The 22570-nt window shown below is 69.5% G+C and carries 20 protein-coding genes, 1 pseudogene and 1 riboswitch; of the genes and pseudogenes, 19 read left to right on the top strand and 2 right to left on the bottom strand.

The genetic code is table 11. The features are described 5' to 3' along the window. The first annotated feature begins 77 nt into the window (after positions 1 to 77). From CES90_RS22970 to CES90_RS22905, 15 genes are all read left to right on the top strand, one after another. Positions 78 to 1007 (top strand): ABC transporter permease, encoded by a 930-nt coding sequence (locus CES90_RS22970; protein ID WP_189786436.1) that lies wholly within the window; start codon positions 78 to 80, stop codon positions 1005 to 1007. After that, positions 1000 to 1776 carry an ABC transporter ATP-binding protein gene (locus tag CES90_RS22965; protein ID WP_189786435.1) on the top strand — a complete coding sequence of 259 codons (777 nt, stop codon included), beginning with the start codon at positions 1000 to 1002 and terminating at the stop codon, positions 1774 to 1776. Before CES90_RS22970 ends, CES90_RS22965 begins: the two co-directional genes overlap by 8 nt. A 380-nt stretch (positions 1777 to 2156) precedes the next feature. Further along, positions 2157 to 3059, top strand: a complete 903-nt coding sequence (hpnC, locus tag CES90_RS22960) for a squalene synthase HpnC (RefSeq protein ID WP_189786434.1) — start codon at positions 2157 to 2159, stop codon at positions 3057 to 3059. Further along, positions 3056 to 4006 carry a presqualene diphosphate synthase HpnD gene (gene hpnD / locus CES90_RS22955; RefSeq protein ID WP_189786433.1) on the top strand — a complete coding sequence of 317 codons (951 nt, stop codon included), beginning with the start codon at positions 3056 to 3058 and terminating at the stop codon, positions 4004 to 4006. Before hpnC ends, hpnD begins: the two co-directional genes overlap by 4 nt. After that, positions 4003 to 4146: a DUF6380 family protein gene (locus CES90_RS52035; protein WP_373313546.1), complete on the top strand. Its 144-nt coding sequence runs from the start codon at positions 4003 to 4005 to the stop codon at positions 4144 to 4146. The genes hpnD and CES90_RS52035 overlap by 4 nt, the downstream gene beginning before the upstream one ends. Beyond that, positions 4143 to 5567, top strand: a complete 1425-nt coding sequence (gene hpnE, locus CES90_RS22950) for a hydroxysqualene dehydroxylase HpnE (RefSeq protein ID WP_189786432.1) — start codon at positions 4143 to 4145, stop codon at positions 5565 to 5567. Before CES90_RS52035 ends, hpnE begins: the two co-directional genes overlap by 4 nt. 68 nt (positions 5568 to 5635) lie before the next feature. Continuing rightward, positions 5636 to 6709, top strand: coding sequence for a polyprenyl synthetase family protein (locus CES90_RS22945; RefSeq protein WP_229914231.1), 1074 nt, complete (start codon positions 5636 to 5638; stop codon positions 6707 to 6709). 136 nt (positions 6710 to 6845) lie between these two features. Then, a complete protein-coding gene (gene shc / locus CES90_RS22940; RefSeq protein WP_189786430.1) occupies positions 6846 to 8840 on the top strand; it encodes a squalene--hopene cyclase in 1995 nt (664 codons plus the stop codon). Then, complete coding sequence (locus tag CES90_RS22935; protein WP_189786429.1) at positions 8840 to 9484, top strand: phosphorylase family protein; 645 nt, start codon at positions 8840 to 8842, stop codon at positions 9482 to 9484. Before shc ends, CES90_RS22935 begins: the two co-directional genes overlap by 1 nt. A 5-nt stretch (positions 9485 to 9489) precedes the next feature. Continuing rightward, positions 9490 to 10521 carry an adenosyl-hopene transferase HpnH gene (hpnH, locus tag CES90_RS22930; protein ID WP_189786428.1) on the top strand — a complete coding sequence of 344 codons (1032 nt, stop codon included), beginning with the start codon at positions 9490 to 9492 and terminating at the stop codon, positions 10519 to 10521. 4 nt (positions 10522 to 10525) lie between these two features. Then, the gene (ispG, locus tag CES90_RS22925) at positions 10526 to 11683 is read left to right on the top strand and encodes a flavodoxin-dependent (E)-4-hydroxy-3-methylbut-2-enyl-diphosphate synthase (RefSeq protein WP_189786427.1); all 1158 of its coding nucleotides are present in this window, start codon (positions 10526 to 10528) and stop codon (positions 11681 to 11683) included. Between the two features lie 41 nt (positions 11684 to 11724). Continuing rightward, positions 11725 to 13617, top strand: coding sequence for a 1-deoxy-D-xylulose-5-phosphate synthase (gene dxs, locus CES90_RS22920; protein ID WP_189786426.1), 1893 nt, complete (start codon positions 11725 to 11727; stop codon positions 13615 to 13617). Beyond that, positions 13618 to 15030 carry an aspartate aminotransferase family protein gene (locus CES90_RS22915; RefSeq protein WP_189786425.1) on the top strand — a complete coding sequence of 471 codons (1413 nt, stop codon included), beginning with the start codon at positions 13618 to 13620 and terminating at the stop codon, positions 15028 to 15030. A gap of 100 nt (positions 15031 to 15130) precedes the next feature. Continuing rightward, positions 15131 to 15763: a helix-turn-helix domain-containing protein gene (locus CES90_RS22910; RefSeq protein ID WP_189786424.1), complete on the top strand. Its 633-nt coding sequence runs from the start codon at positions 15131 to 15133 to the stop codon at positions 15761 to 15763. Further along, positions 15760 to 15882: a DUF6126 family protein gene (locus tag CES90_RS22905; RefSeq protein WP_189786423.1), complete on the top strand. Its 123-nt coding sequence runs from the start codon at positions 15760 to 15762 to the stop codon at positions 15880 to 15882. The genes CES90_RS22910 and CES90_RS22905 overlap by 4 nt, the downstream gene beginning before the upstream one ends. A 32-nt stretch (positions 15883 to 15914) precedes the next feature. On the opposite strand, the gene CES90_RS22900 is transcribed toward CES90_RS22905, so the two are convergent. After that, complete coding sequence (locus CES90_RS22900; RefSeq protein ID WP_189786422.1) at positions 15915 to 16712, bottom strand: tyrosine-protein phosphatase; 798 nt, start codon at positions 16710 to 16712, stop codon at positions 15915 to 15917. Between the two features lie 222 nt (positions 16713 to 16934). Between CES90_RS22900 and CES90_RS22895 the strand changes: the two genes are divergently transcribed. The 4 genes and pseudogenes from CES90_RS22895 (at position 16935) to CES90_RS22885 (ending at position 21581) form a co-directional block, all read left to right on the top strand. Continuing rightward, a complete protein-coding gene (locus CES90_RS22895) occupies positions 16935 to 19007 on the top strand; it encodes an alpha-galactosidase (RefSeq protein ID WP_189786421.1) in 2073 nt (690 codons plus the stop codon). Between the two features lie 302 nt (positions 19008 to 19309). Then, a riboswitch (cyclic di-AMP (ydaO/yuaA leader) is annotated at positions 19310 to 19470 on the top strand. Positions 19471 to 19473: 3 nt separating this feature from the next. Then, complete coding sequence (locus CES90_RS22890; RefSeq protein WP_189786420.1) at positions 19474 to 20463, top strand: M23 family metallopeptidase; 990 nt, start codon at positions 19474 to 19476, stop codon at positions 20461 to 20463. A 63-nt stretch (positions 20464 to 20526) separates the two neighbouring features. Beyond that, positions 20527 to 20664: pseudogene (locus CES90_RS49820) on the top strand (DUF6250 domain-containing protein); the annotation flags it as partial. 131 nt (positions 20665 to 20795) lie between these two features. Then, the gene (locus CES90_RS22885; protein ID WP_189786478.1) at positions 20796 to 21581 is read left to right on the top strand and encodes an SGNH/GDSL hydrolase family protein; all 786 of its coding nucleotides are present in this window, start codon (positions 20796 to 20798) and stop codon (positions 21579 to 21581) included. 388 nt (positions 21582 to 21969) lie between these two features. Here CES90_RS22885 and CES90_RS22880 read toward each other — a convergent pair whose 3' ends face one another. After that, positions 21970 to 22569, bottom strand: a complete 600-nt coding sequence (locus tag CES90_RS22880; RefSeq protein WP_189786419.1) for a TetR/AcrR family transcriptional regulator — start codon at positions 22567 to 22569, stop codon at positions 21970 to 21972. Position 22570 lies beyond the last annotated feature (1 nt).

The following is a 22570-nucleotide window of genomic DNA, read 5'->3' as shown; positions in this document are numbered from 1 at the left end:
CCATTCGGCGGTACCCGGTCCAGGTTTCCGCCTCGGCCCGACCAGGCTGCGCACCTTGAGGACGAAAGTTTCCATTTGTGAGTGAGACAACGCATGACGGCAGGGTTGTGGTGAGCGACCGTCCGTCGCCCGATGACGGGCTCACCGCGGCCGAGCTGGCCGCGAAGTACGGGCTGGCCGTGAGCGGCGCCCGGCCCGGACTCGTCGAGTACGTCCGCCAGATGTGGGGGCGGCGACACTTCATCCTCGCCTTCTCCCAGGCGAAGCTCACCGCACAGTACAGCCAGGCCAAGCTCGGTCAGCTGTGGCAGGTGGCCACCCCGCTGCTGAACGCGCTGGTGTACTTCCTCATCTTCGGTCTCATCCTCAACGCCGACCGGGGCATGTCGCGCGAGGTGTACGTGCCGTTCCTGGTCACGGGTGTGTTCGTGTTCACCTTCACCCAGAGCTCGGTGATGGCGGGCGTCCGCGCGATCTCCGGCAACCTGGGCCTGGTGCGCGCCCTGCACTTCCCGCGGGCCTCGCTGCCCATCTCCTTCTCGCTCCAGCAGCTCCAGCAGCTGCTGTTCTCGATGATCGTGCTCTTCGCCGTCGCGGTCGGCTTCGGCAGCTACCCACGCCTGTCCTGGCTGCTGATCCTCCCGGTGCTGGTCCTGCAGTTCCTGTTCAACACCGGCCTGGCGCTGGTCTTCGCCCGTATGGGAGCCAAGACCCCGGACCTGGCGCAGCTGATGCCGTTCGTGATGCGTACGTGGATGTACGCGTCCGGCGTGATGTTCTCGATCCCGGTGATGCTCAAGGACCATCCCGCGTGGATCGCCGACGTCCTCCAGTGGAATCCCGCCGCCATCTACATGGACCTGATGCGCTTCGCGCTCATCGACGGCTACGGCTCCGAGAACCTGCCCCCGCACGTGTGGGCGGTCGCCGCCGGCTGGGCCGCGCTGGTCGCGTTCGGCGGCTTCGTGTACTTCTGGAAGGCGGAGGAGAGGTACGGCCGTGGCTGACGCACTCATCCCCACCGTCATCGCCGACGAGCTGCACATCGTCTACCGCGTCAACGGCGCCAAGACCGGCAAGGGCAGCGCCACCGCGGCCCTCAGCCGCATCATCAAGCGAGGCTCCGACGAGGCAGCACGAGGCGTGCGCAAGGTGCACGCCGTCCGGGGCGTCTCCTTCACCGCCTACCGCGGCGAGGCCATCGGCCTGATCGGCTCCAACGGCTCCGGCAAGTCCACCCTGCTGCGCGCCATCGCCGGCCTGCTCCCCGCGGAGAAGGGCAAGGTCTACACCGATGGCCAGCCCTCCCTGCTCGGCGTCAACGCGGCCCTGATGAACGACCTCACGGGCGAGCGGAACGTCATATTGGGCGGTCTCGCGATGGGCATGTCCCGCGAGCAGATCCGGGAGCGCTACCAGGAGATCGTCGACTTCTCCGGCATCAACGAGAAGGGCGACTTCATCACCCTTCCCATGCGCACCTACTCCTCCGGCATGGCGGCCCGCCTGCGCTTCTCCATCGCGGCGGCCAAGGACCACGACGTCCTCATGATCGACGAGGCCCTCGCCACCGGTGACCGCAAGTTCCAGATGCGCTCCGAGGCCCGCATCCGCGAGCTCCGCAAGGAGGCCGGCACGGTCTTCCTCGTCAGCCACAACAACAAGTCCATCCGCGACACCTGCGACCGCGTCCTGTGGCTGGAACGCGGCGAACTCCGCATGGACGGCCCCACCGGAGAGGTCCTGAAGGAGTACGAGAAGTTCACGGGCAAGTGACCCGATGCGTCCCGGGCCCTGTCGGAACTGCTCCGGCGGGGCCCGGAGTCTGAAAAGGGAAGTGCAAGGAAACGCAAGGAAACGCCAACTACCGGTGTCCCTGGGAGCCTTGGGGGCAATCGGTGTGTTCTTGTGATGTGCAGGACACCCGGACGGGGCGGGACACGCTGTACAACGTAAGCTGTATCGGTGCCGAATCACGGCAAGTGGGTCCATAATGCGCGTCACCCGGCATCCGCCGCATGCGCCGACCGCCGGGCGGCGTGTCCGAAATAGTGCGTATTGGGTCGGCAGTGTAGAACGGGAGATGTGATGGCCATGGCTACGGAAACTCCCCAGCTCGAAGACGCTTCTGCCGTCCCCGTGCCGGGTGACGGGCGGTGACCGTAACCGGGACGGCGCGCACCGGTGACCCGGAGCGCGACACCCTCGACAAGGCCGCGGCCGAGAACTTTCCCGTCGCGCCGTTCTTCCTGCCGCGGGCCTGGCGCGACGACCTCATGGCGGTCTACGGCTTCGCCCGCCTCGTCGACGACATCGGCGACGGCGACCTCGCCCCCGGCGGCGCCGACGCCCGCCTCCTGGGCGTCTCCCCGCGGGAGGCCGACGACCGGCTCCTCCTCCTCGACGCCTTCGAGGCCGACCTCCACAGGGTCTTCGACGCCACCCCGAACCACCCGCTGCTGCGCAGACTCCAGCACACCGTCCGCCGCCACTGCCTCGCCCCGGGGCCGTTCCTCGCCCTGATCGCCGCCAACCGCCAGGACCAGCTGGTCAAGCGGTACGAGACCTACGACGACCTGCTCGCCTACTGCGAGCTGTCGGCCAACCCCGTCGGCCACCTGGTACTCGCCGTCACCGGCACCACGACCCCCGAGCGGGTCCGCCACTCCGACACGATCTGCACCGCGCTGCAGATCATCGAGCACCTCCAGGACGTCACCGAGGACCTCGGCCGCGATCGCGTCTATCTGCCCGCCGCGGACATGAAGCGCTTTCACGTCCAGGAGGCGGATCTCGCCGCGCCCACGGCCGGTGCATCGGTGCGCGCGCTGATCGCGTACGAGGCGGAACGCGCCCGGAATCTCCTGAATGAGGGCACCCCGCTCGTGGGTAGCGTTCACGGCAGGCTGAGGCTGCTCCTCGCGGGCTTCGTGGCGGGAGGAAGGGCGGCCGTCCACGCGATCGCCGCCGCCGAGTTCGACGTACTTCCCGGCCCGCCCAAGCCCGGCAAGCTCCGGCTGCTGCATGAGGCGGGCGCGACCCTGCGAGGAGAGGGGTGATCCGGACCGTGGAGTCGGAACCACACGCGTCCGCACCGGTACTCGCCGCCTACCGCTACTGCGAGGCCGTCACCGGACAGCAGGCCCGTAACTTCGCCTACGGCATCAGGCTTCTGCCGACGCCCAAGCGTCGCGCGATGTCCGCCCTCTACGCGTTCTCCCGGCGCGTCGACGACATCGGCGACGGCGCGCTCGCGCTCGACGTCAAGGCCGCCCGACTGGAGGAGACCCGGGCACTGGTCGCCCGGATCCGTGAGGGCGCCGTCGGCGAGGACGACACGGACCCGGTCGTGGTGGCCCTGGCCCACGCCGGGGTGAGGTTCCCGATCCCGTTCGACGCCCTCGACGAACTCATCGACGGCGTCCTGATGGACGTACGCGGCGAGACCTACGAGACCTGGGACGACCTGAAGGCCTACTGCCGCTGTGTGGCGGGCACCATCGGACGGCTCTCGCTCGGTGTCTTCGGCATCGAACGTGGGGCGCGTGGTGCGGAACGCGCGCCGGAGTACGCGGACACCCTCGGGCTCGCGCTTCAACTCACCAACATTCTCAGGGACGTTCGCGAGGACGCCCAGGGCGGGCGGGTCTATCTGCCCGCCGACGATCTCGCGAAGTTCGGCTGCTCCGGCGGGTTCACCGGGCCGCTCCCGCCGGCCGACTCCGACTTCGCGGGTCTGGTGCACTTCGAGGTGCGCCGGGCCCGTGCCCTGTTCGCCGAGGGCTACCGGCTGCTGCCGATGCTGGACCGGCGCAGCGGAGCCTGTGTCGCCGCCATGGCCGGCATCTACCGGCGACTGCTGGACCGTATCGAGCGCGAGCCGGAAGCGGTGCTGCGCGGCCGGGTCTCGCTGCCCGGACGCGAGAAGGCCTACGTCGCCGTACGCGGGCTGTCCGGTCTGGACGCCCGGCATGTGTCGCGCCGTACCGTCAGGAGGCGCGCGTGAGGGACAATCCGGCCCAAGGCCATTCCAACGGGGAAAAGTGGTACGCAACCCTCCGCACCAAGAGGGCGTCCCTGACTGCGACGGCCTTCCGGGGACCGATCCTTCACCCCGGCCGACCGGCAGGGGAGGGTGCACGATGACCGACGGCGCACAGCCCGAGGGGCTGTTGGACGCGGACAGCACGGGCCGCCCCAGCACGGCCGTGGTGGTCGGCGGGGGCCTGGCGGGCATGACCGCCGCGCTCGCGCTCGCCGACGCCGGCGTGCGGGTCACGCTTCTGGAGGGGCGGCCGCGGCTCGGCGGGCTCGCCTTCTCCTTCCAGCGCGGCAACCTGACCGTCGACAACGGGCAGCACGTGTATCTGCGCTGCTGCACCGCCTACCGCTGGTTCCTCGACCGCGTCGACGGGGCCGGGCTCGCCCCGCTGCAGGACCGGCTCGACGTGCCGGTGCTCGACGCCGAGGGCAGGCCCGGGCGACGGCTCGGCAGACTGCGGCGCGACGCACTGCCCGTACCCCTGCATCTGGGGCGCAGCCTGGCCACGTACCCCCATCTCTCGCTCGCCGAGCGCGCCAAAGTGGGGCGTGCCGCATTGGCGCTCAAGGCACTGGACCTCGCGGATCCCACGCTGGACGAGCGGGACTTCGGCGGCTGGCTGGCCGAGCGCGGTCAGTCGGCGCGTGCCGTCGAGGCGCTGTGGGACCTCGTGGGGGTCGCCACCCTCAACGCGGTGGCCGGGGACGCTTCCCTCGGGCTCGCCGCTATGGTGTTCAAGACGGGTCTGCTGTCCGATCCGGGCGCGGCCGACATCGGCTGGGCCCATGTCCCGCTGGGTGAACTGCACGACCGGCTGGCCCGCAAGGCGCTCGACTCGGCGGGCGTCCGTACCGAACTCCGTACCCGCGTCACCTCCATCTCCCCCCAGGGCAACGGGAATTGGGCGGTCCAGGTTCCCGGCGAGAGCCTCGACACCGACGCGGTCGTCCTCGCCGTACCGCAGCGCGAGGCGTACGACCTGCTCCCGGAGGGGGCGCTCGACCACCCCGAGCGGCTGCTGGAGATCGGTACCGCGCCGATCCTCAACGTCCATGTGGTGTACGACCGGAAGGTGCTCCGGCGGCCGTTCTTCGCGGCGCTCGGCTCCCCGGTGCAGTGGGTCTTCGACCGGACCGAGGCGTCCGGGCTGACCGAGGGCCAGTACCTGGCGCTGTCGCAGTCGGCCGCGCAGGACGAGATCGACGCACCCGTGTCCGTACTGCGTGAGCGGTATCTGCCGGAGCTGGAGCGGCTGTTGCCCCACGCGCGGGGCGCGCACGTGCGGGACTTCTTCGTGACCCGGGAGCGCACCGCGACGTTCGCCCCCACCCCCGGCGTCGGACGGCTCAGGCCCGGCGCCCGCACCAAGGCACCCGGCCTGTACCTGGCCGGAGCGTGGACCGCCACCGGGTGGCCCGCGACCATGGAGAGTGCGGTCCGCAGCGGTGTCAGTGCGGCGGACGCCGCGCTCGGCGCCCTGGGCCGGCCCCGAGACCACCTCTTCGCCTATGAGGAGGCGGCGTGACGCTCGAAGCGCACAGGACCGGATCCCGCACTCCCGGCACCGCGAACACATCGACATCTGGAGATACTGTGCCCACTGTGCCCCCGGCCGAGGCGGCCGCTCGGAGGACAGCGGTGGACGTGACCGCGCTCCTGGAGCGCGGGCGGACCCTGGCCACACCCGTGCTGCGGGCGGCCATCGAACGGCTTGCGCCCCCCATGAACACCGTCGCCGCCTACCACTTCGGCTGGATCGACGCCCACGGCAACCCGGCCGACGGCGACGGCGGCAAGGCCGTGCGTCCCGCGCTCGCCGTGATGTCCGCCGAGGTCACCGGCGCCGCACCCGAGGTCGGCATCCCCGGCGCGGTCGCGGTGGAGCTGGTGCACAACTTCTCGCTGCTGCACGACGACCTGATGGACGGCGACGAACAGCGCCGCCACCGCGACACCGTGTGGAAGGCGTACGACCCCGCCCAGGCCATCCTCGTCGGCGACGCCCTGATGGTCCTCGCCAACGAGATCCTCCTCGAACTCGGCACCGCGGAGGCGGCCCGCGCCACCCGCCGCGTCACCACCGCGACGCGCGCACTCATCGACGGACAGGCCCAGGACATCTCCTACGAGCACCGGGAGCGGGTCACCGTCGAGGAGTGCCTGGAGATGGAGGGCAACAAGACCGGCGCCCTGCTCGCCTGCGCCTGCTCCATCGGAGCGGTCCTCGGCGGCGCGGACGACCACACGGCCGACACGCTGGAGAAGTACGGCTACCACCTCGGCCTCGCCTTCCAGGCCGTCGACGACCTGCTGGGCATCTGGGGCGACCCGGTGGCCACGGGCAAGCAGACGTGGAGCGATCTGCGCCAGCGCAAGAAGTCCCTGCCGGTCGTGGCCGCGCTCGCCGCGGGGGGCCAGGCCTCCGAGCGGCTCGGTGAACTCCTTGCCGCCGACGCCAAGAGCAGCGACTTCGCGAACTTCTCCGAGGAGGAGTTCGCCGCGCGCGCCGCTCTCATCGAGGAGGCGGGCGGCCGGGACTGGACCGCCGAGGAGGCGCGCCGCCAGCACACCATCGCCATCGAGGCGCTGGACTCGATCCGGATGCCCGAGTACGTGCGGGACCAGTTCGCGGCGCTGGCCGACTTCGTCGTCGTACGGAAGAGATGATCGCCATCGACCGACGAAACGTCGTCATCGGTCGAATAGGCCTCGCGTAGTCGCCGGCCGGTGCTGTCACCGGATGCACACCGGCCGACGGCTGACCCACCGCAGAGAGATCCGTCCACTGCACGAAGGGGAAGCCATGACAGCGACGACCGATGGAAGCACCGGGGCACTGCCGCCCCGCGCTGCCTCGGCCAGCGAAACCGACACCGACACCCCCATGGCGGCAGGGGTCCAGGATGCCGCCGCGCACGCCATACGGCGTGCCACCGATTTCCTGCTCGCACGGCAGGACGCCCAGGGCTGGTGGAAGGGCGACCTGGAGACCAACGTCACCATGGACGCCGAGGACCTGCTGCTCCGTCAGTTCCTGGGCATTCGCGACGAGAAGACCACGCGGGCCGCCGCGCTGTTCATCAGAGGCGAGCAGCGCGCCGACGGCACCTGGCCCACCTTCTACGGCGGGCCGGGCGAACTCTCCGCCACCATCGAGGCGTACGTCGCGCTGCGGCTGGCGGGGGACGCCCCGGACGAGCCGCACATGGCGAAGGCGTCCGCGTGGATCCGGGAGCGGGGCGGGATCGCCGCCGCCCGGGTCTTCACCCGGATCTGGCTGGCGCTGTTCGGCTGGTGGAAGTGGGACGACCTGCCGGACATGCCTCCGGAGATCGTCTACTTCCCGAAGTGGATGCCGCTGAACATCTACGACTTCGGGTGCTGGGCTCGCCAGACGATCGTCCCGCTGACCGTCGTCTCGGCGAAGCGCCCGGTACGGCCCGCGCCGTTCCCGCTCGACGAGCTGCACACCGACCCGGCCCGGCCCAACCCGCCCAAACCCCTTGATCCGCCGATGACTTGGGAAGGCGCCTTCCAGCGGCTCGACAAGCTGCTGCACGGCTATCGCAAGATCGCGCTGAAGCGGTTGCGCAAGGCCGCCATGAACAGCGCGGCCCGCTGGATCATCGAGCGGCAGGAGAACGACGGCTGCTGGGGTGGTATCCAGCCCCCGGCCGTGTACTCGCTCATCGCGCTGCACCTCCTCGGCTACGACCTTCTGCACCCCGTGATGCGGGCCGGGTTGGAGTCCCTCGACCGGTTCGCCGTGTGGCGCGAGGACGGGGCCCGGATGATCGAGGCCTGCCAGTCCCCGGTGTGGGACACCTGCCTCGCGACCATCGCCCTCGCCGACGCCGGCCTGCCCGCCGATCACCCTCAGCTCGTCAAGGCCGCCGACTGGATGCTCGGCGAGGAGGTCGTCCGACCCGGGGACTGGGCGGTGCGGCGGCCCCAACTGCCGCCGGGCGGCTGGGCGTTCGAGTTCCACAACGACAACTACCCCGACATCGACGACACCGCCGAGGTCGTTCTCGCGCTGCGCCGGGTCAGGCACCCCGACCCGGAGCGCGTCGAGAAGGCCGTCCGGCGCGGGGTGCGCTGGAACCTCGGGATGCAGTCGAGGAACGGGGCGTGGGGAGCCTTCGACGTCGACAACACCAGCTCGTTCCCCAACCGGCTGCCGTTCTGCGACTTCGGCGAGGTCATCGACCCCCCGTCCGCCGATGTCACCGCCCATGTGGTGGAGATGCTCGCGGTCGAGGGCCTGTCCCACGACCCGCGCACCCGGCGGGGCATCGAATGGCTGCTCGCCGAACAGGAGCCGAACGGCTCGTGGTTCGGCCGCTGGGGCGTCAACTACGTCTACGGAACCGGGTCGGTGGTGCCGGCACTCGTGACCGCCGGGCTGCCCGCCGCGCACCCCGCGATCCGCCGGTCCGTGGCCTGGCTGGAGACCGTGCAGAACGACGACGGCGGCTGGGGCGAGGACCTGCGCTCCTACCGCGATGCCGCCGAGTGGGGCGGCAAGGGCGCCTCCACCGCCTCCCAGACCGCGTGGGCCCTGCTCGCGCTGCTGGCGGCGGGGGAGCGGGACTCCAAGGCCACCGAACGCGGCATCGAGTGGCTCGCCCAGAGCCAGCGGGACGACGGCGGTTGGGACGAGCCGTACTTCACCGGGACCGGCTTCCCCTGGGACTTCTCGATCAACTATCACCTCTACCGGCAGGTGTTCCCGCTCACCGCGCTCGGCCGGTACGTCAACGGCGAACCGGCCGTCCTGAAAGCCAAGGGAAGCTGATGGCCACGGCCTCCGCCCCGGCCCCGCTGCTGATCGCGTGCGCGCTCGGCATCGAGCGGCTCGCCCTGCGCAGCGGCGACCGGGGCTCTGCCGGGGGCCCGGTCACCGTCCTGCGGACCGGCATGGGTCCGAAGGCCGCCGAGCGGGCCGTGACCCGGCTGCTCAGCGATTCCGCCCTCGCCGACGCGGCCGTGCTGGCCACCGGCTTCTGCGCGGGGCTCTCCCCCGGGATGCACCCCGGTGACCTGGTGGTCGCCGAGGAGACCCGGGGCCCCGGCGGCATCGTCACGCCGTGCGTGGGCACCGAACGGCTGGTCAAGGAGCTGATGCGGGCCGTGCCCGGGCGCACGGTCCACACCGGCCCGCTCACCGGATCCGATCACGTCGTACGCGGTCAGGAACGCTCGGATCTGTTCGCGACCGGCGCGATCGCGGTCGACATGGAGTCGGCGGTCACCCTCCACGCCGCCATGAGATCGGGCAGACGTCCGGTTGCCGCCGTCCGGGTGGTCGTGGACGCCCCAGAACATGAACTGGTCCGGATCGGCACGGTGCGCGGTGGAATATCAGCTTTCCTCGTTCTTCATGCCGTTCTTCCCGCTTACTACGAATGGCACCGTTCTTTGCTGCTCCCCAGGAGGTGAGCCAGATGGCCATGCCACTCCGCCAGTCCATCAAGGTGGCGACGTATCTCGCTGAACAGAAGCTCCGCAAGAGGGACAAGTTTCCGCTGATCGTCGAGTTGGAACCGCTCTACGCCTGCAATCTGAAGTGTGAGGGCTGCGGCAAGATCCAGCATCCGGCGGGCGTGCTCAAGCAGCGCATGCCGGTGGCGCAGGCCGTGGGCGCCGTTCTGGAGTCCGGTGCGCCGATGGTGTCGATCGCCGGCGGCGAGCCCCTGATGCACCCTCAGATCGATGAGATCGTCCGGCAGTTGGTGGCCAGGAGGAAATACGTCTTCCTGTGCACCAACGCGCTGTTGCTGCGCAAGAAGATGGACAAGTTCAAGCCGTCGCCGTACTTCGCGTTCGCCGTGCACATCGACGGACTGCGGGAGCGGCACGACGAGTCGGTGGCGAAGGAGGGGGTCTTCGACGAGGCCGTGGCGGCCATCAAGGAGGCCAAGCGGCGCGGCTTCCGGGTGACCACCAACTCGACCTTCTTCAACACCGACACCCCGCAGACCGTCATCGAGGTCCTCAACTACCTCAACGACGACCTCAAGGTCGACGAGATGATGATCTCCCCCGCCTATGCCTACGAGAAGGCTCCCGACCAGGAGCACTTCCTCGGTGTCGAGCAGACCCGCGAGCTGTTCAGGAAGGCCTTCGCGGGCGGCAACCGGCGGCGCTGGCGGCTCAACCACTCGCCCTTGTTCCTCGACTTCCTGGAGGGCAAGGTCGACTTCCCCTGCACGGCGTGGGCGATCCCGAACTACTCGCTCTTCGGCTGGCAGAAGCCCTGCTACCTGATGAGCGACGGGTACGTCCCGACGTACCGGGAGCTGATCGAGGACACCGACTGGGACGCGTACGGACGCGGCAGGGACCCGCGCTGCGCCAACTGCATGGCGCACTGCGGCTATGAGCCGACCGCCGTCCTCGCCACCACGGGATCGCTGAAGGAGTCCCTGCGCGCCCTGCGTGAGACGGTGTCCGGGAACCACGGGAACCGAGGGTGATGTCATGACCGCCGTATCCCTGGGCGTTCCCGCCGTACCCGCCCGGCCGGTCGCGGAGCGCCGACTGTCGCGGTTGATCCAGGTCGGGCCGGTGGCCGTCGGTGGCGGGGCCCCCGTATCCGTGCAGTCGATGACGACGACCCGCACGTCGGACGTCGGCGCCACGTTGCAGCAGATCGCGGAACTCACCGCGTCCGGCTGCCAGATCGTCCGGGTCGCCTGCCCCACGCAGGACGACGCGGACGCGCTCGCCACCATCGCCGCCAAGTCACAGATCCCGGTGATCGCGGACATCCACTTCCAGCCGAAGTACGTGTTCGCGGCGATCGAGGCCGGCTGTGCCGCGGTGCGGGTGAACCCCGGGAACATCAAGCAGTTCGACGACAAGGTCAAGGAGATCGCGCGGGCCGCGAAGGAGCACGGGACCCCCATCCGGATCGGGGTCAACGCCGGCTCGCTCGACAAGCGGCTCCTGCGGAAGTACGGCAAGGCGACCCCCGAGGCGCTGGTGGAGTCCGCGCTGTGGGAGGCGTCGCTCTTCGAGGAGCACGACTTCCGGGACATCAAGATCTCCGTCAAGCACAACGACCCGGTCGTGATGATCGAGGCGTACCGGCAGTTGGCGGCTCAGTGCGACTACCCCCTGCATCTGGGGGTGACCGAGGCCGGTCCCGCCTTCCAGGGGACCATCAAGTCCGCCGTCGCCTTCGGGGCGCTGCTCAGCGAGGGGATCGGCGACACGATCCGGGTCTCGTTGAGCGCCCCGCCCGCCGAGGAGGTCAAGGTCGGCATCCAGATCCTCGAGTCGCTGAATCTGCGGCAGCGGAGGCTGGAGATCGTGTCGTGTCCGTCGTGCGGGCGGGCCCAGGTCGATGTGTACCGGCTGGCGGACGAGGTGACCGCCGGTCTTGAGGGCATGGAGGTTCCGTTGCGGGTCGCGGTCATGGGCTGCGTCGTCAACGGGCCGGGAGAGGCGCGCGAGGCGGACCTGGGGGTCGCCTCCGGCAACGGTAAGGGGCAGATCTTCGTGAAGGGTGAGGTCATCAGGACCGTCCCCGAGTCGAAGATCGTGGAGACCCTCATCGACGAGGCGATGAAGATCGCCGAGCAGATGGAGAAGGACGGCGTCGCGTCGGGGGAGCCAGCGGTCACCGTGAGTTGACGACACGGGCTTGAAGAGCACGCATCGAGAGGGGGCCCGACGTGACGATTCTGGAGAGCATCCGGCAACCGCGCGACCTGAAGGCGCTGACAGAGGCGGAACTCGGTGAACTGGCCGAAGAGATCCGGGAGTTCCTGGTGCACGCGGTCGCCAGGACCGGTGGTCACCTGGGGCCCAACCTGGGAGTGGTGGAACTCTCCATCGCGCTCCACCGGGTCTTCGAGTCACCCGTCGACCGCATCGTGTGGGACACCGGTCACCAGAGTTACGTACACAAACTTCTGACGGGACGTCAGGATTTCTCCAAGTTGCGCGGCAAGGGCGGCCTGTCCGGCTATCCCTCGCGCGAGGAGTCCGAGCACGACATCGTCGAGAACAGCCATGCCTCCACCGCCCTCGGCTGGGCGGACGGCCTCGCCAAAGCACGTCAGGTGCAGGGGGAGAGGGGTCACGTCGTCGCCGTCATCGGGGACGGCGCCCTGACCGGCGGCATGGCCTGGGAGGCGCTGAACAACATCGCGGCCGCCAAGGACCGGCCGCTGATCATCGTCGTCAACGACAACGAGCGCTCGTACGCGCCGACCATCGGCGGCCTCGCGAACCACCTCGCGACCCTGCGGACCACGGACGGCTACGAACAGTTCCTGGCCTGGGGCAAGGACGTACTGCTGCGCACACCGGTCGTCGGCAACCAGATCTACGAGGCGCTGCACGGGGCGAAGAAGGGCTTCAAGGACGCCTTCGCGCCGCAGGGCATGTTCGAGGACCTGGGGCTGAAGTACGTCGGGCCGATCGACGGGCACGACATCAACGCCGTCGAGTCGGCGCTGCGCCGCGCAAAGCGCTTCCACGGGCCGGTCCTCGTCCACTGCCTGACGGAGAAGGGCCGGGGGTACGAGCCCGCCCTCGCCCACGAGGAGGACCACTTTCACACGGTCGGCGTGATGGACCCGCTCACCTGCGAGTCGCTCGCTCCGTCGGGCGGGCCGTCCTGGACCTCGGTCTTCGGCGACGAGATCGTCCGGATCGCCGACGAGCGCGAGGACGTCGTGGCCATCACGGCGGCCATGCTGCACCCGGTCGGGCTCGGCAGGTTCGTCGAGAAGTTCCCGGACCGGGTGTGGGACGTGGGGATCGCCGAGCAGCACGCGGCCGTGTCGGCGGCCGGGCTCGCGACCGGCGGGCTCCACCCGGTCGTGGCCGTCTACGCGACCTTCCTCAACCGGGCCTTCGACCAGCTGCTGATGGACGTGGCCCTCCATCGGTGCGGAGTGACGTTCGTCCTGGACCGGGCCGGGGTGACGGGAGTCGACGGGCCGTCACACAACGGTATGTGGGACATGTCGATCCTCCAGGTCGTGCCCGGACTGCGGATCGCCGCGCCGCGCGACGCCGAGCAGCTGCGGACGCAGCTGCGGGAAGCGGTCGCCGTGGACGACGCGCCCACGCTGATCCGGTTCCCGAAGGAGTCGGTGGGGCCGGAGATTCCGTCGCTGGAGCGGGTGGGCGGCATGGATGTTCTCCACCGGGACGACCGGGCGGAGGTGCTCCTCGTCGCCGTCGGTGTCATGGCGCCGGTGTGTCTGGAGGCCGCCGAGTTGCTTCAGGCGCGGGGCATCGGCTGCACGGTGGTGGACCCGCGCTGGGTCAAGCCGGTCGACCCGGCGCTGCCGTGGCTCGCCGACGAACACCGGCTGGTGGCCGTCGTGGAGGACAACAGCCGGGCGGCCGGGGTCGGCTCCGCGGTCGCGCTGGCGCTGGGGGACGCCGAGGTCGACGTACCCGTACGGCGGTTCGGGATTCCGGAGCAGTTCCTGGCGCACGCCAAGCGGGGTGAGGTGCTCGCGGACATCGGCCTGACGCCGGTCGAGATCGCCGGGCGGATCAGCGCCTGCCTGGCCGTCAAGGATGAACCGCCCAAGGAGAAACCGTAGATGACCACCGAGGAACGCGCCGCCGGCAACACCGAGGAGTTCGACCTCGGCAGACTCCTCGCCGAGCGAGGCGCCGAACGCTACGAACTGCACGCCCGGTACCTGAACCACCAGCTTCCGCGCATGCTCCACACCATCGGCTTCGACAAGGTCTACGAGCGGGCCGAGGGCGCGTACTTCTGGGACGCCGACGGCAACGACTACCTCGACATGCTCGCCGGGTTCGGGGTGATGGCCCTCGGCCGCCACCACCCCGTGATCCGCAAGGCACTGCACGACGTCCTCGACGCGGGGCTCGCCGACCTGACCCGCTTCGACTGCCAGCCGCTGCCCGGGCTGCTCGCCGAGCGGCTGCTCGCCCACAGCCCGCATCTGGACCGGGTGTTCTTCGGCAACAGCGGTACGGAGGCCGTCGAGACCGCGCTGAAGTTCGCCCGGTACGCCACCGGCAGACCGCGGATCTTGTACTGCGACCACGCCTTCCACGGGCTGACCACCGGCTCGCTGTCCGTCAACGGCGAGGACGGCTTCCGGGATGGATTCGCGCCGCTGCTGCCCGACACGGCCGTCCCCCTCGGCGATCTCGACGCCCTGGCCCGGGAGCTGAAGAAGGGCGACGTCGCCGCGCTGATCGTCGAGCCCATCCAGGGCAAGGGAGTTCACGAGGCACCGCCCGGATATCTGCGTGCCGCCCAGGAGTTGCTGCGCGCGCACAAGGCGTTGCTGATCGTCGACGAGGTGCAGACCGGGCTCGGGCGGACCGGGGACTTCTACGCCTACCAGCACGAGGAGGGGGTGGAGCCGGACCTGGTGTGCGTGGCCAAGGCTCTCTCCGGTGGCTATGTGCCGGTCGGCGCGACTCTCGGCAAGGAGTGGATCTTCAAGAAGGTCTACTCGTCGATGGACCGTGTCCTCGTCCACTCGGCGAGCTTCGGCTCCAACGCCCAGGCCATGGCGGCCGGCCTCGCCGTCCTCTCCGTGCTGGAGAACGAGGAGATCGTGGCCAATGCCCGGGCCACCGGTGAACTGCTGAAGAGCCGGCTCACGGCACTGGTCGACAAGTACGAGCTGCTCAGTGACGTACGCGGCCGGGGCCTGATGATCGGCATCGAGTTCGGCAGACCCAAGTCGCTGAAGCTGCGCAGCCGCTGGACCATGCTCCAAGCGGCACGCAAAGGGCTGTTCGCGCAGATGGTCGTCGTACCGCTGCTCCAACGGCACCGCATCCTCACCCAGGTCTCCGGCGACCACCTGGAGGTGATCAAGCTGATCCCGCCGCTGGTCGTCAAGGAGCCGGAGGCGGACCGGTTCGTGGCGGCCTTCACCGAGGTGATGGACGACGCGCACAGCGGGGGCGGGCTGATGTGGGACTTCGGCAGGACGCTGGTGAAACAGGCGGTGGCCAACCGATAGACGAGGTCGCCCATGGTCGGCCCGCGAGGTCGGCCCACGGGCCTTTGCCTCTGAGGCAAGAAATTTGCCGCAGAGGCAAGGCTCCGGCTGAATGGAGGGCATGAGCCCCTCCGAGGGTACCCACCCTCCCGAGCCCTCGGCGGACGGGGAACTACCCGCCGTCGCCCCACAGCTGCGCGCCCTGCGTCGCCGGGCCTCCCTCACCCTGGAGGCCGCGGCCCGGGCCGCCGGGCTGTCGCCCGCGCATCTGTCCCGGCTGGAGACCGGACAGCGCCAGCCCTCGCTGCCGATGCTCCTCGCGCTGGCCCGCATCTACGGGACGACCGTCTCCGAGCTGCTCGGTGAGACCGTCGCCGAACGAGACGCCGTACTCCGCGCCGACGACATGGAGCCCACCAAGGCCGGCGGCTGGACGTACTGGCAGGCGGGCGCGCCCGGGCGGGGCATGCAGGCGCTGCGCGTCCATGTGCCGTACGGCTCGCAGGGCGACATCGTGCGGGTGCACCCCGGTGAGGAGTGGCTGTACGTCCTGAAGGGGCGGCTGCGGCTGCGCCTCGGGGACACCGCGCATCTGCTCGCGCCCGGGGACAGCGCGCACTTCGACTCGCTGACCCCGCACCGCATCGCCGCCGCCGACCACGACGGCGCCGATCTCCTCTTCGTCCACACCCTGCTGCAGAGCCCGACCGCGACGTTGTGCCTCGGGCCGAACACCCCCGGAGAGACTCCATGAGCGACCTGGAAGAGAAGTTCCCCCGCGCCCTGTGGGTGCGGCTCATCATCTACATCGCGGTCGGCCATGTCTTCGCGGCCTTCGTCTATCTGCTGTTCGAGGTGGGCGCCAAGCAATAGGCGAAACGGACCCTCCCTCGGCGGACCCGGCCCTAGTCGAGCAGGCGCTCGCGCAGGCGGGTCCGGGTCTGCGGGGTCACCTTCAGGCCCTGCTCCAGGTATGTGTCCACGTCGCCCCAGGTCTCCTCGAGCGTGTCGAAGGCCGCTTGCAGATACTCCACGCGGGCGTCGAAGAGGGGGCTCAGCAGCTCCATGACCTCCGGGGAGTAGGCGCTGGCGGCGGAGCTGCTGCGGTGCACCTTGTAGCGGCGGTGCTTCGCGTTCGACTCCAGGTAGTCGGCGACGACGGCTTCGCGCTCGACACCGAGGGCGAGGAGCGTGACGGCTATGGACAGGCCCGCACGGTCCTTGCCCGCCGCGCAGTGCATCAGCACGGGCACGCTGTCCTCGGCCAGCGCGTGCAGGACATGGGAGTGCTCGGCCGTGCGCTGCTGGATGATCCTGCGGTAGGAGTCGATCATCCGGCCGGCTGCCTTGCCGTCGTCCAGCAGCTCACGCAACTGGTCCAGATCGCCGTCGCGGACCATCTTCCAGAACTCGGCGCCGTCCGCCGGGTCGGAGAGCGGCAGATTCACATTCCGCACGCCGGGCAGGTCGACGTCCGGGCCCTCCAGCTTCTGGTCTGCCGCGTTGCGGAAGTCGAAGATCGTGTGCAGGCCGAGGGTGGTCAGGAACGCGGCGTCCTCGTCGGTCGCGTGCGCGAGATGGCCGCTGCGGAACAGCACTCCGTGGCGCACCCGACGACCGTCCACCGTCGGCAGGCCGCCCACGTCGCGAAAGTTGCGCACACCGGTCAGCTCCGGCTCCGTCGACGGGATCTGCTGCGTCACTGGGGCTCCTCCCCTCCGGCCGTCGGCGCCGCTCGTCGACGGGCACGCCCTCGACATCGAGGCGCGCACTCGACGATACGACATGGCCGCGTACGGTCATGAGTTGTCCACAGGCGCCGCGGCACGCCCGCCGACAGTTGTCCACAGGCGGCGTCGGCCGCCCGCCGGGGCCTGCGATGATGTTGCCGCCCGATTGCACCTGTTCGAATCTGTGGGGTCTTGATGTTGGAAATCGGCGCAGACGGCCGAACCTGGCTTCTCACGGGGCCAAGGAGCAGCTATGCCTTGCGGCTCACCGAGGCCGACGAGTTGCTGCACCTGCACTGGGGCCCGCGGATCGCCCTCGCCGACGCCGAGGAGCTGGCCGCCCGGCAGCAGTTGCCGTACTGGCCGTTCGAGGCCCCGGTCGACGGGCACGAGGAGTACCCCGTCGAGGGCGGCCTCCGTTTCGTACGGCCCGCGCTGTCCGTGCGCACGGAGGAGCGGCGTGGCACCGAGTGGACCTTCCAGGCATACGAGGCCGAGGGTGACGAGCTGCGGCTGCGGTTCATCGACGACGGTCTCGGGGTCACGCTGCACTACCGGATGCGTGACGACGTGATCGAGCGCTGGGTGACCCTCGACAACGAAGGCCCGGCGGTGGAGCTGCTGCGGGCAGACTCGGCGACCTGGACGCTACCGCTGCGCGAGGAGGGCTGGCGACTCTCCCAGTTGCACGGGCGGTGGGCGGCCGAGTCACGGCTGGTGCGCGGGGACCTCACCTACGGGGAGAAGGTCATGGGCAGCCGGCGCGGGCACACCGGGCACCAGCATCTGCCCTGGGTCGCCCTCGACACCGACGCGACCGAGGAGCGCGGCGAGGTCTACGGCTGCGCCCTCGGCTGGTCGGGCTCCTGGCGGATCGCCGTGGCCCAACTCCCCGACGCGCGCGTGCAGATCACCGGTGGTGCCGGGTACGACGAGTCGGGCCTGCTGCGGCTGGAGAGCGGCGAGACGTTCACGGCGCCCGTCTTCGCGGGGCTGTGGAGCGACGGCGGCTTCGGCGGGGCGAGCCGCGCCTGGCACGCCTATCAGCGGGCGTACGTCATCCCGGACGCGGACCAGGACCGGCCGGTGCTCTTCAACTCCTGGGAGGCCACCGAGTTCGACATCTCGGAGGAGCAGCAGGGGGTGCTCGCGCGGCGGGCGGCGGCCATCGGGGTCGAGCTGTTCGTGGTCGACGACGGTTGGTTCGGGGCACGGACCAGCGACCGGGCCGGGCTCGGTGACTGGACGCCCAACCCTGACCGCTTCCCGAAGGGGCTGAAGCCGCTCGCCGACTATGTGCACGCCCTCGGCATGCAGTTCGGCATCTGGGTGGAGCCCGAGATGATCAACCCGGACAGCGATCTGTACCTGGCTCATCCCGACTGGGTGCAGTTCCAACCGGGACGAAAGCGGACGGAACTGCGCAATCAGCTCGTTCTCAACCTTGCTCGCGAGGACGTCCAGGAGTACCTCTGGGGGCGGTTGGACGGGCTCCTCTCCAGTGCGCCCATCGACTACGTCAAATGGGACTTCAACCGCTGCTTCACGGACGCCGGATGGCCCGGCGAGCCGTACCCGCAGAAGCTCTGGGTCGAGCACGTCCACGCCTTCTATGCCCTGCTGGACCGGCTGCGGGCCGCGCATCCGGGCGTCGCTTTCGAGTCGTGCTCCGGTGGTGGTGGCCGGATCGACCTCGGTGTGATGGCGCGGACGGACCAGGTGTGGACCTCCGACAACACCGACCCGCTCGACCGGCTCGCCATCCAGCACGGGTTCAGTCAGATCCATCCGGCCCGGGCCATGGCCGCCTGGGTCACCGACAGCCCGAACAGCCAGCTCAACGGACGGGTCAGCTCGCTGCGGTTCCGCTTCGTCAGCGCCATGGCGGGTGTGCTCGGCGTCGGCGGCGACCTCGTCGAGTGGAGCGAGGAGGAGTTGGACGAGGCTCGGCGCTGGGTGGAGCTGTACAAGGAGATCCGGCCGGTCGTGCAGCGCGGTGACCTCTACCGGCTGCGGGCTCCGGCGGGTGGGCTCAGTGCCGTGCAGTACGTCCATGGTGATGAGGTCGTCGTCCTCGCCTGGCTCCAGGCCCAGCACTACGGCGAGCCGCTCGCGCCGGTTCGGTTGCGCGGCCTCGACCCGGAAGAAACGTACGAATGCCGTGAAACGGGCGAGCTGCATCGAGGTGCGGTGTTGTTGCACCACGGGTTGCGTACGGGGTTGCGTGGCGACTTTGATGCGGCAGTTGTCCGGCTGCGTCGCACTTGAGTGAAGTGTCCGAAATGTAGCCGTAATTCCAACTGGCCCTGGAATAAAGTCTACTGGCCCGTAGGTGCGTGAGCAGCGTCATATTCGTGACGGACTGTTGCCGTCATGTTCACGTAATTCGGGCGTGTTTTCAGGGTCGTTGGAATGGGCTGAAGATCGCTCATTTACGGAATGTAATCGCGTTTTGGTGTAAGGATCATCTAGAGAGACGCACAGGAAAACCCAATAGTTGTCTCTGTGGGCACAAGTCGCTTACGTTCGGCCCCAATCCGGACGGACGCCCAATCCTGCCGCCGACCGGAGCCGCGTACCGACCCGATCCACGGCAGGAGCGGGGGACCCACAGGTAGTACCGCCTGTTCCAGTCTCCGGAACGGCTAGGGGTTAAGCCGTGCGCAAGCACGGCCGGGCATCTCCAGTCCGCACCCGACAGCTCACCTCGCAGGCGCCGGAGAGGAAAACGCCCATGCCCGCGAAGGGTAAGCACCGCCGCCCGAAGTCCCAGCGTTTCACCCGCTCTATCGCCGCCGCCGGAACCGGTGGCGCGGCGCTCGCACTGCCTTTGATAGGGGCCGCCGGCGCCTATGCCGCGACCCCGACGGTCGCCGTTTCCGGCGTTTCCGAAAAGGCCTCGGCCGCCGAAAAGTCGGTCGTGGTGCAGGGTGTGAGGCTTGAGCAGGCCGAGAAGGCCGCGCAGGCGGAGAAGACCGCCGACACCAAGAAGGCGGCGACGAAGACCTACTTGGTGAAGGTCGGCGACTACCTCTCGAAGATCGCGGAAGAGCAGGATGTCGACGGGGGCTGGAAGCAGCTCTACGCCGACAACCGGTCCGCGATCGGCTCGAACCCGTCGCTCATCCATCCGGGGCTCAAGCTCACGATCGGTGGTGCGGCCGCGTCGACCGACACCTCCCCGTCGCCGACGAAGGCACCGTCCTCGAAGTCCTCCGAGTCCTCTAAGTCGTCCAAGGCCTCCCAGTCCTCGACGAAGGAGACCAAGGAGTCGACCTCCACCACGTCGACCAGCCAGGCCGCCGAAACCAGCGGCTCCGGGTTCAGTCTGCCCATTCAGGGGGCCTCTGTCGGCACCGCGTACAAGACCGCGGGCAGCATGTGGTCCAGCGGTTACCACACCGGTGTCGACTTCGCGGCGCCGACCGGCACGAGCCTCAAGGCCGTGGGTGCGGGCACCGTCGTCTCGGCCGGCTGGGGTGGCGCGTACGGCAACCAGGTCGTCATCAAGCTCGCCGACGGGTACTACGCGCAGTACGCCCACCTCTCCTCGATCTCCGTCTCCGCGGGCCAGTCCGTGAGCGGCGGGCAGGAGATCGGCCTCTCCGGGGCGACCGGCAACGTCACCGGGCCGCACTTGCACTTCGAGATCCGTACGACTCCGAACTACGGGTCGGACATCGATCCGCTGGCCTACCTGCGGCAGAAGGGCGTCAGCATCTGACGTGCCGGATGTGAGTGTCCGAAGGCCGGACCCTCCTCTTGGGTGGGTCCGGCCTTCGGTGTTTCAGGGGTGCGGTGGTGGAACAACGGGCGGCTTGTCTTCGACTACGTGGACGCCGAGCCGTACACCGGTGGGCACTTCGCCTTTCGGACCGTGTGGAGTCACTTTCGGATCGAGGGGTTTCGGGTGTGGCGGGTCTGAGGATGGGGGCTGTGGCGGATCGCGTGGTCTATCTCACCGGCCGTCAACCCCTTATTACGGTCGCGTAGGTCACATCGGAAGGTGAATCATGGGCCGACGTGGCAGACGATTCGAAGAGTGACAGCAAAGACGTGATCGGGTCGTACGTTGCGGTGGGGGACAGCTTCACCGAGGGCGTCGGCGATCCCGGGCCCGACGGGGCGTTCGTCGGTTGGGCCGATCGGTTCGCGGTACTTCTCGCGGACCGGGTGCCCGAGGGCGACTTCGATTACACCAACCTCGCCGTGCGCGGGAAACTTCTCGACCAGATCGTGGAGGACCAGGTGCCGCGGGCCCTGGAGCTCGCGCCCGATCTGATCTCCTTCTGCGCGGGTGGCAATGACATCATCCGGCCCGGCACCGATCCCGACGAGGTCGCCGAGCGGTTCGAGCGGGCGGTTGCCACGCTCACGTCGGCGATCGGGACCGTGATGGTGACCACCGGTTTCGATACGCGTGATGTGCCTGTGCTGAGGCATCTGCGGGGCAAGATCGCCACGTACAACGGGCATGTGCGGGCCATCGCGGACCGGTACGGCTGCCCAGTGCTGGACCTGTGGTCGCTCAAGACGGTGCAGGATCGGCGGGCCTGGGACGACGACCGGTTGCATCTTTCGCCCGAAGGACATACGCGGGTCGCGCTGCGGGCCGGGCAGGTGCTGGGTGTCGAGGTGCCGGCTGATCCTGAGCAGCCGTGGCCTCCGTTGCCGCCGCGGGGGACGTTCGAGGTGCGTCGCGACAACATCCAGTGGGCGCGGGACCATCTGGTGCCGTGGATCGGGCGGCGGCTGCGGGGGGAGTCCTCCGGCGACCATGTGTCGGCGAAGGGGCATCTGTCGCCGTACGACATCAAGATGCGGATCGGGTCGGTGGCCTGAGGCCTGCCTCGTGCCTCCGGCGGTTGGGCGGGGGCGTGCGGGGGTGCGTCGGGCTGTGGGGCGGGGCGGTGCTGGTGCGTCCGACGGTTGCTCGGTGTGGGGGGTCTCCGGTGGTTGGCCGGGCTGTGTGGGGTGCGTTGGGGGTTGGGGCGGTGCTGGTGCGTCCGTCGGTTGCTTGGTGCGGGGGTCTCCGGTGGTTGGGGCGGTTTGTGCTCGGTGCGTTGGGGGGCAGGCCCGTGCCGGTGTGTCCGCCCGTCGCTTGGTGCCCTACGGCCCGGGGTTCACGGGCTGAGGCTCTCGGGGCCGCTCTACGCGACGGGCGTGACGCACCGGCACGGGCCCTTCCGTTGTCGCGTGGCCGGCCCGCCGTTGTGGAGGGGGCGGGGTATCAGGGCTCGCGGTCCAGGTTCAGTTCGCGGGACAGGGCCTCGTCGGTCCAGTCCTGGGCGCGGGTGCGGGAGATTCCGTCGTGGGTGGTCATTTGTACGGCCAGGCCGTCGAGGAAGGCGGTGAGGCGTAGGGCCGTCGCGGGTGGGTCGGGGCAGTGGAATTCGCCGGCTGCTGTGCCGGCTTCGATGAGCTCGGTGAGCGCGGCCTTCCACTGGGTGTCCAGGTCGCGGGTGACCTCTCGCAGAGCGGGGTCGCGCAGGGATACGGCCCAGCCCTCTATCCAGAGGCGCCAGCCCTTGGCCTGGCCGGTCGGGGCGTACCAGCGGATGGCTGCGCGGAGGCGGCGGAGGGCGGTCGTGCGGCGGCTCAGTAGTTTGCGCAGGTGGGCCAGGTCGTCCTCGGCCGCGTAGCGGAAGGCCTCGGCCACCAGCTTTTCCTTGGTGCAGAAGTGGTAGAGCACCAAGGCGTTGCTCACTCCGAGCGAGGCGGCCACGTCGGCGATGCGTACCGCCGCGACGCCGCGCGCCTCGATCTGTTCCATGGCGGCCCGGAGCAGTTCTTCACGCCGCTCGGCCACGCTCAACCGCACCCTGGTCACG

Origin of the sequence: Streptomyces capitiformicae (genome assembly GCF_002214185.1) — a bacterium.
GTDB lineage: Bacteria > Actinomycetota > Actinomycetes > Streptomycetales > Streptomycetaceae > Streptomyces > Streptomyces capitiformicae.
The sequence above is the reverse complement of the archived record's forward strand: the minus strand, read 5'-3'. Positions and strand labels throughout refer to the sequence as shown.

Excerpts from the sequence above, each read along its gene's own strand:
- CES90_RS22935 (WP_189786429.1), top strand. The coding sequence starts at position 8,840 with ATGGCCACGGCCTCCGCCCCGGCCCCGCTGCTGATCGCGTGCGCGCTC.
- ispG (WP_189786427.1), top strand. The coding sequence starts at position 10,526 with ATGACCGCCGTATCCCTGGGCGTTCCCGCCGTACCCGCCCGGCCGGTC.
- CES90_RS22915 (WP_189786425.1), top strand. The coding sequence starts at position 13,618 with ATGACCACCGAGGAACGCGCCGCCGGCAACACCGAGGAGTTCGACCTC.
- CES90_RS22905 (WP_189786423.1), top strand. The coding sequence starts at position 15,760 with ATGAGCGACCTGGAAGAGAAGTTCCCCCGCGCCCTGTGGGTGCGGCTC.
- CES90_RS22895 (WP_189786421.1), top strand. The coding sequence starts at position 16,935 with ATGTTGGAAATCGGCGCAGACGGCCGAACCTGGCTTCTCACGGGGCCA.
- hpnH (WP_189786428.1), top strand. The coding sequence starts at position 9,490 with ATGGCCATGCCACTCCGCCAGTCCATCAAGGTGGCGACGTATCTCGCT.
- hpnE (WP_189786432.1), top strand. The coding sequence starts at position 4,143 with ATGACCGACGGCGCACAGCCCGAGGGGCTGTTGGACGCGGACAGCACG.
- CES90_RS22910 (WP_189786424.1), top strand. The coding sequence starts at position 15,131 with ATGAGCCCCTCCGAGGGTACCCACCCTCCCGAGCCCTCGGCGGACGGG.
- CES90_RS22890 (WP_189786420.1), top strand. The coding sequence starts at position 19,474 with ATGCCCGCGAAGGGTAAGCACCGCCGCCCGAAGTCCCAGCGTTTCACC.
- shc (WP_189786430.1), top strand. The coding sequence starts at position 6,846 with ATGACAGCGACGACCGATGGAAGCACCGGGGCACTGCCGCCCCGCGCT.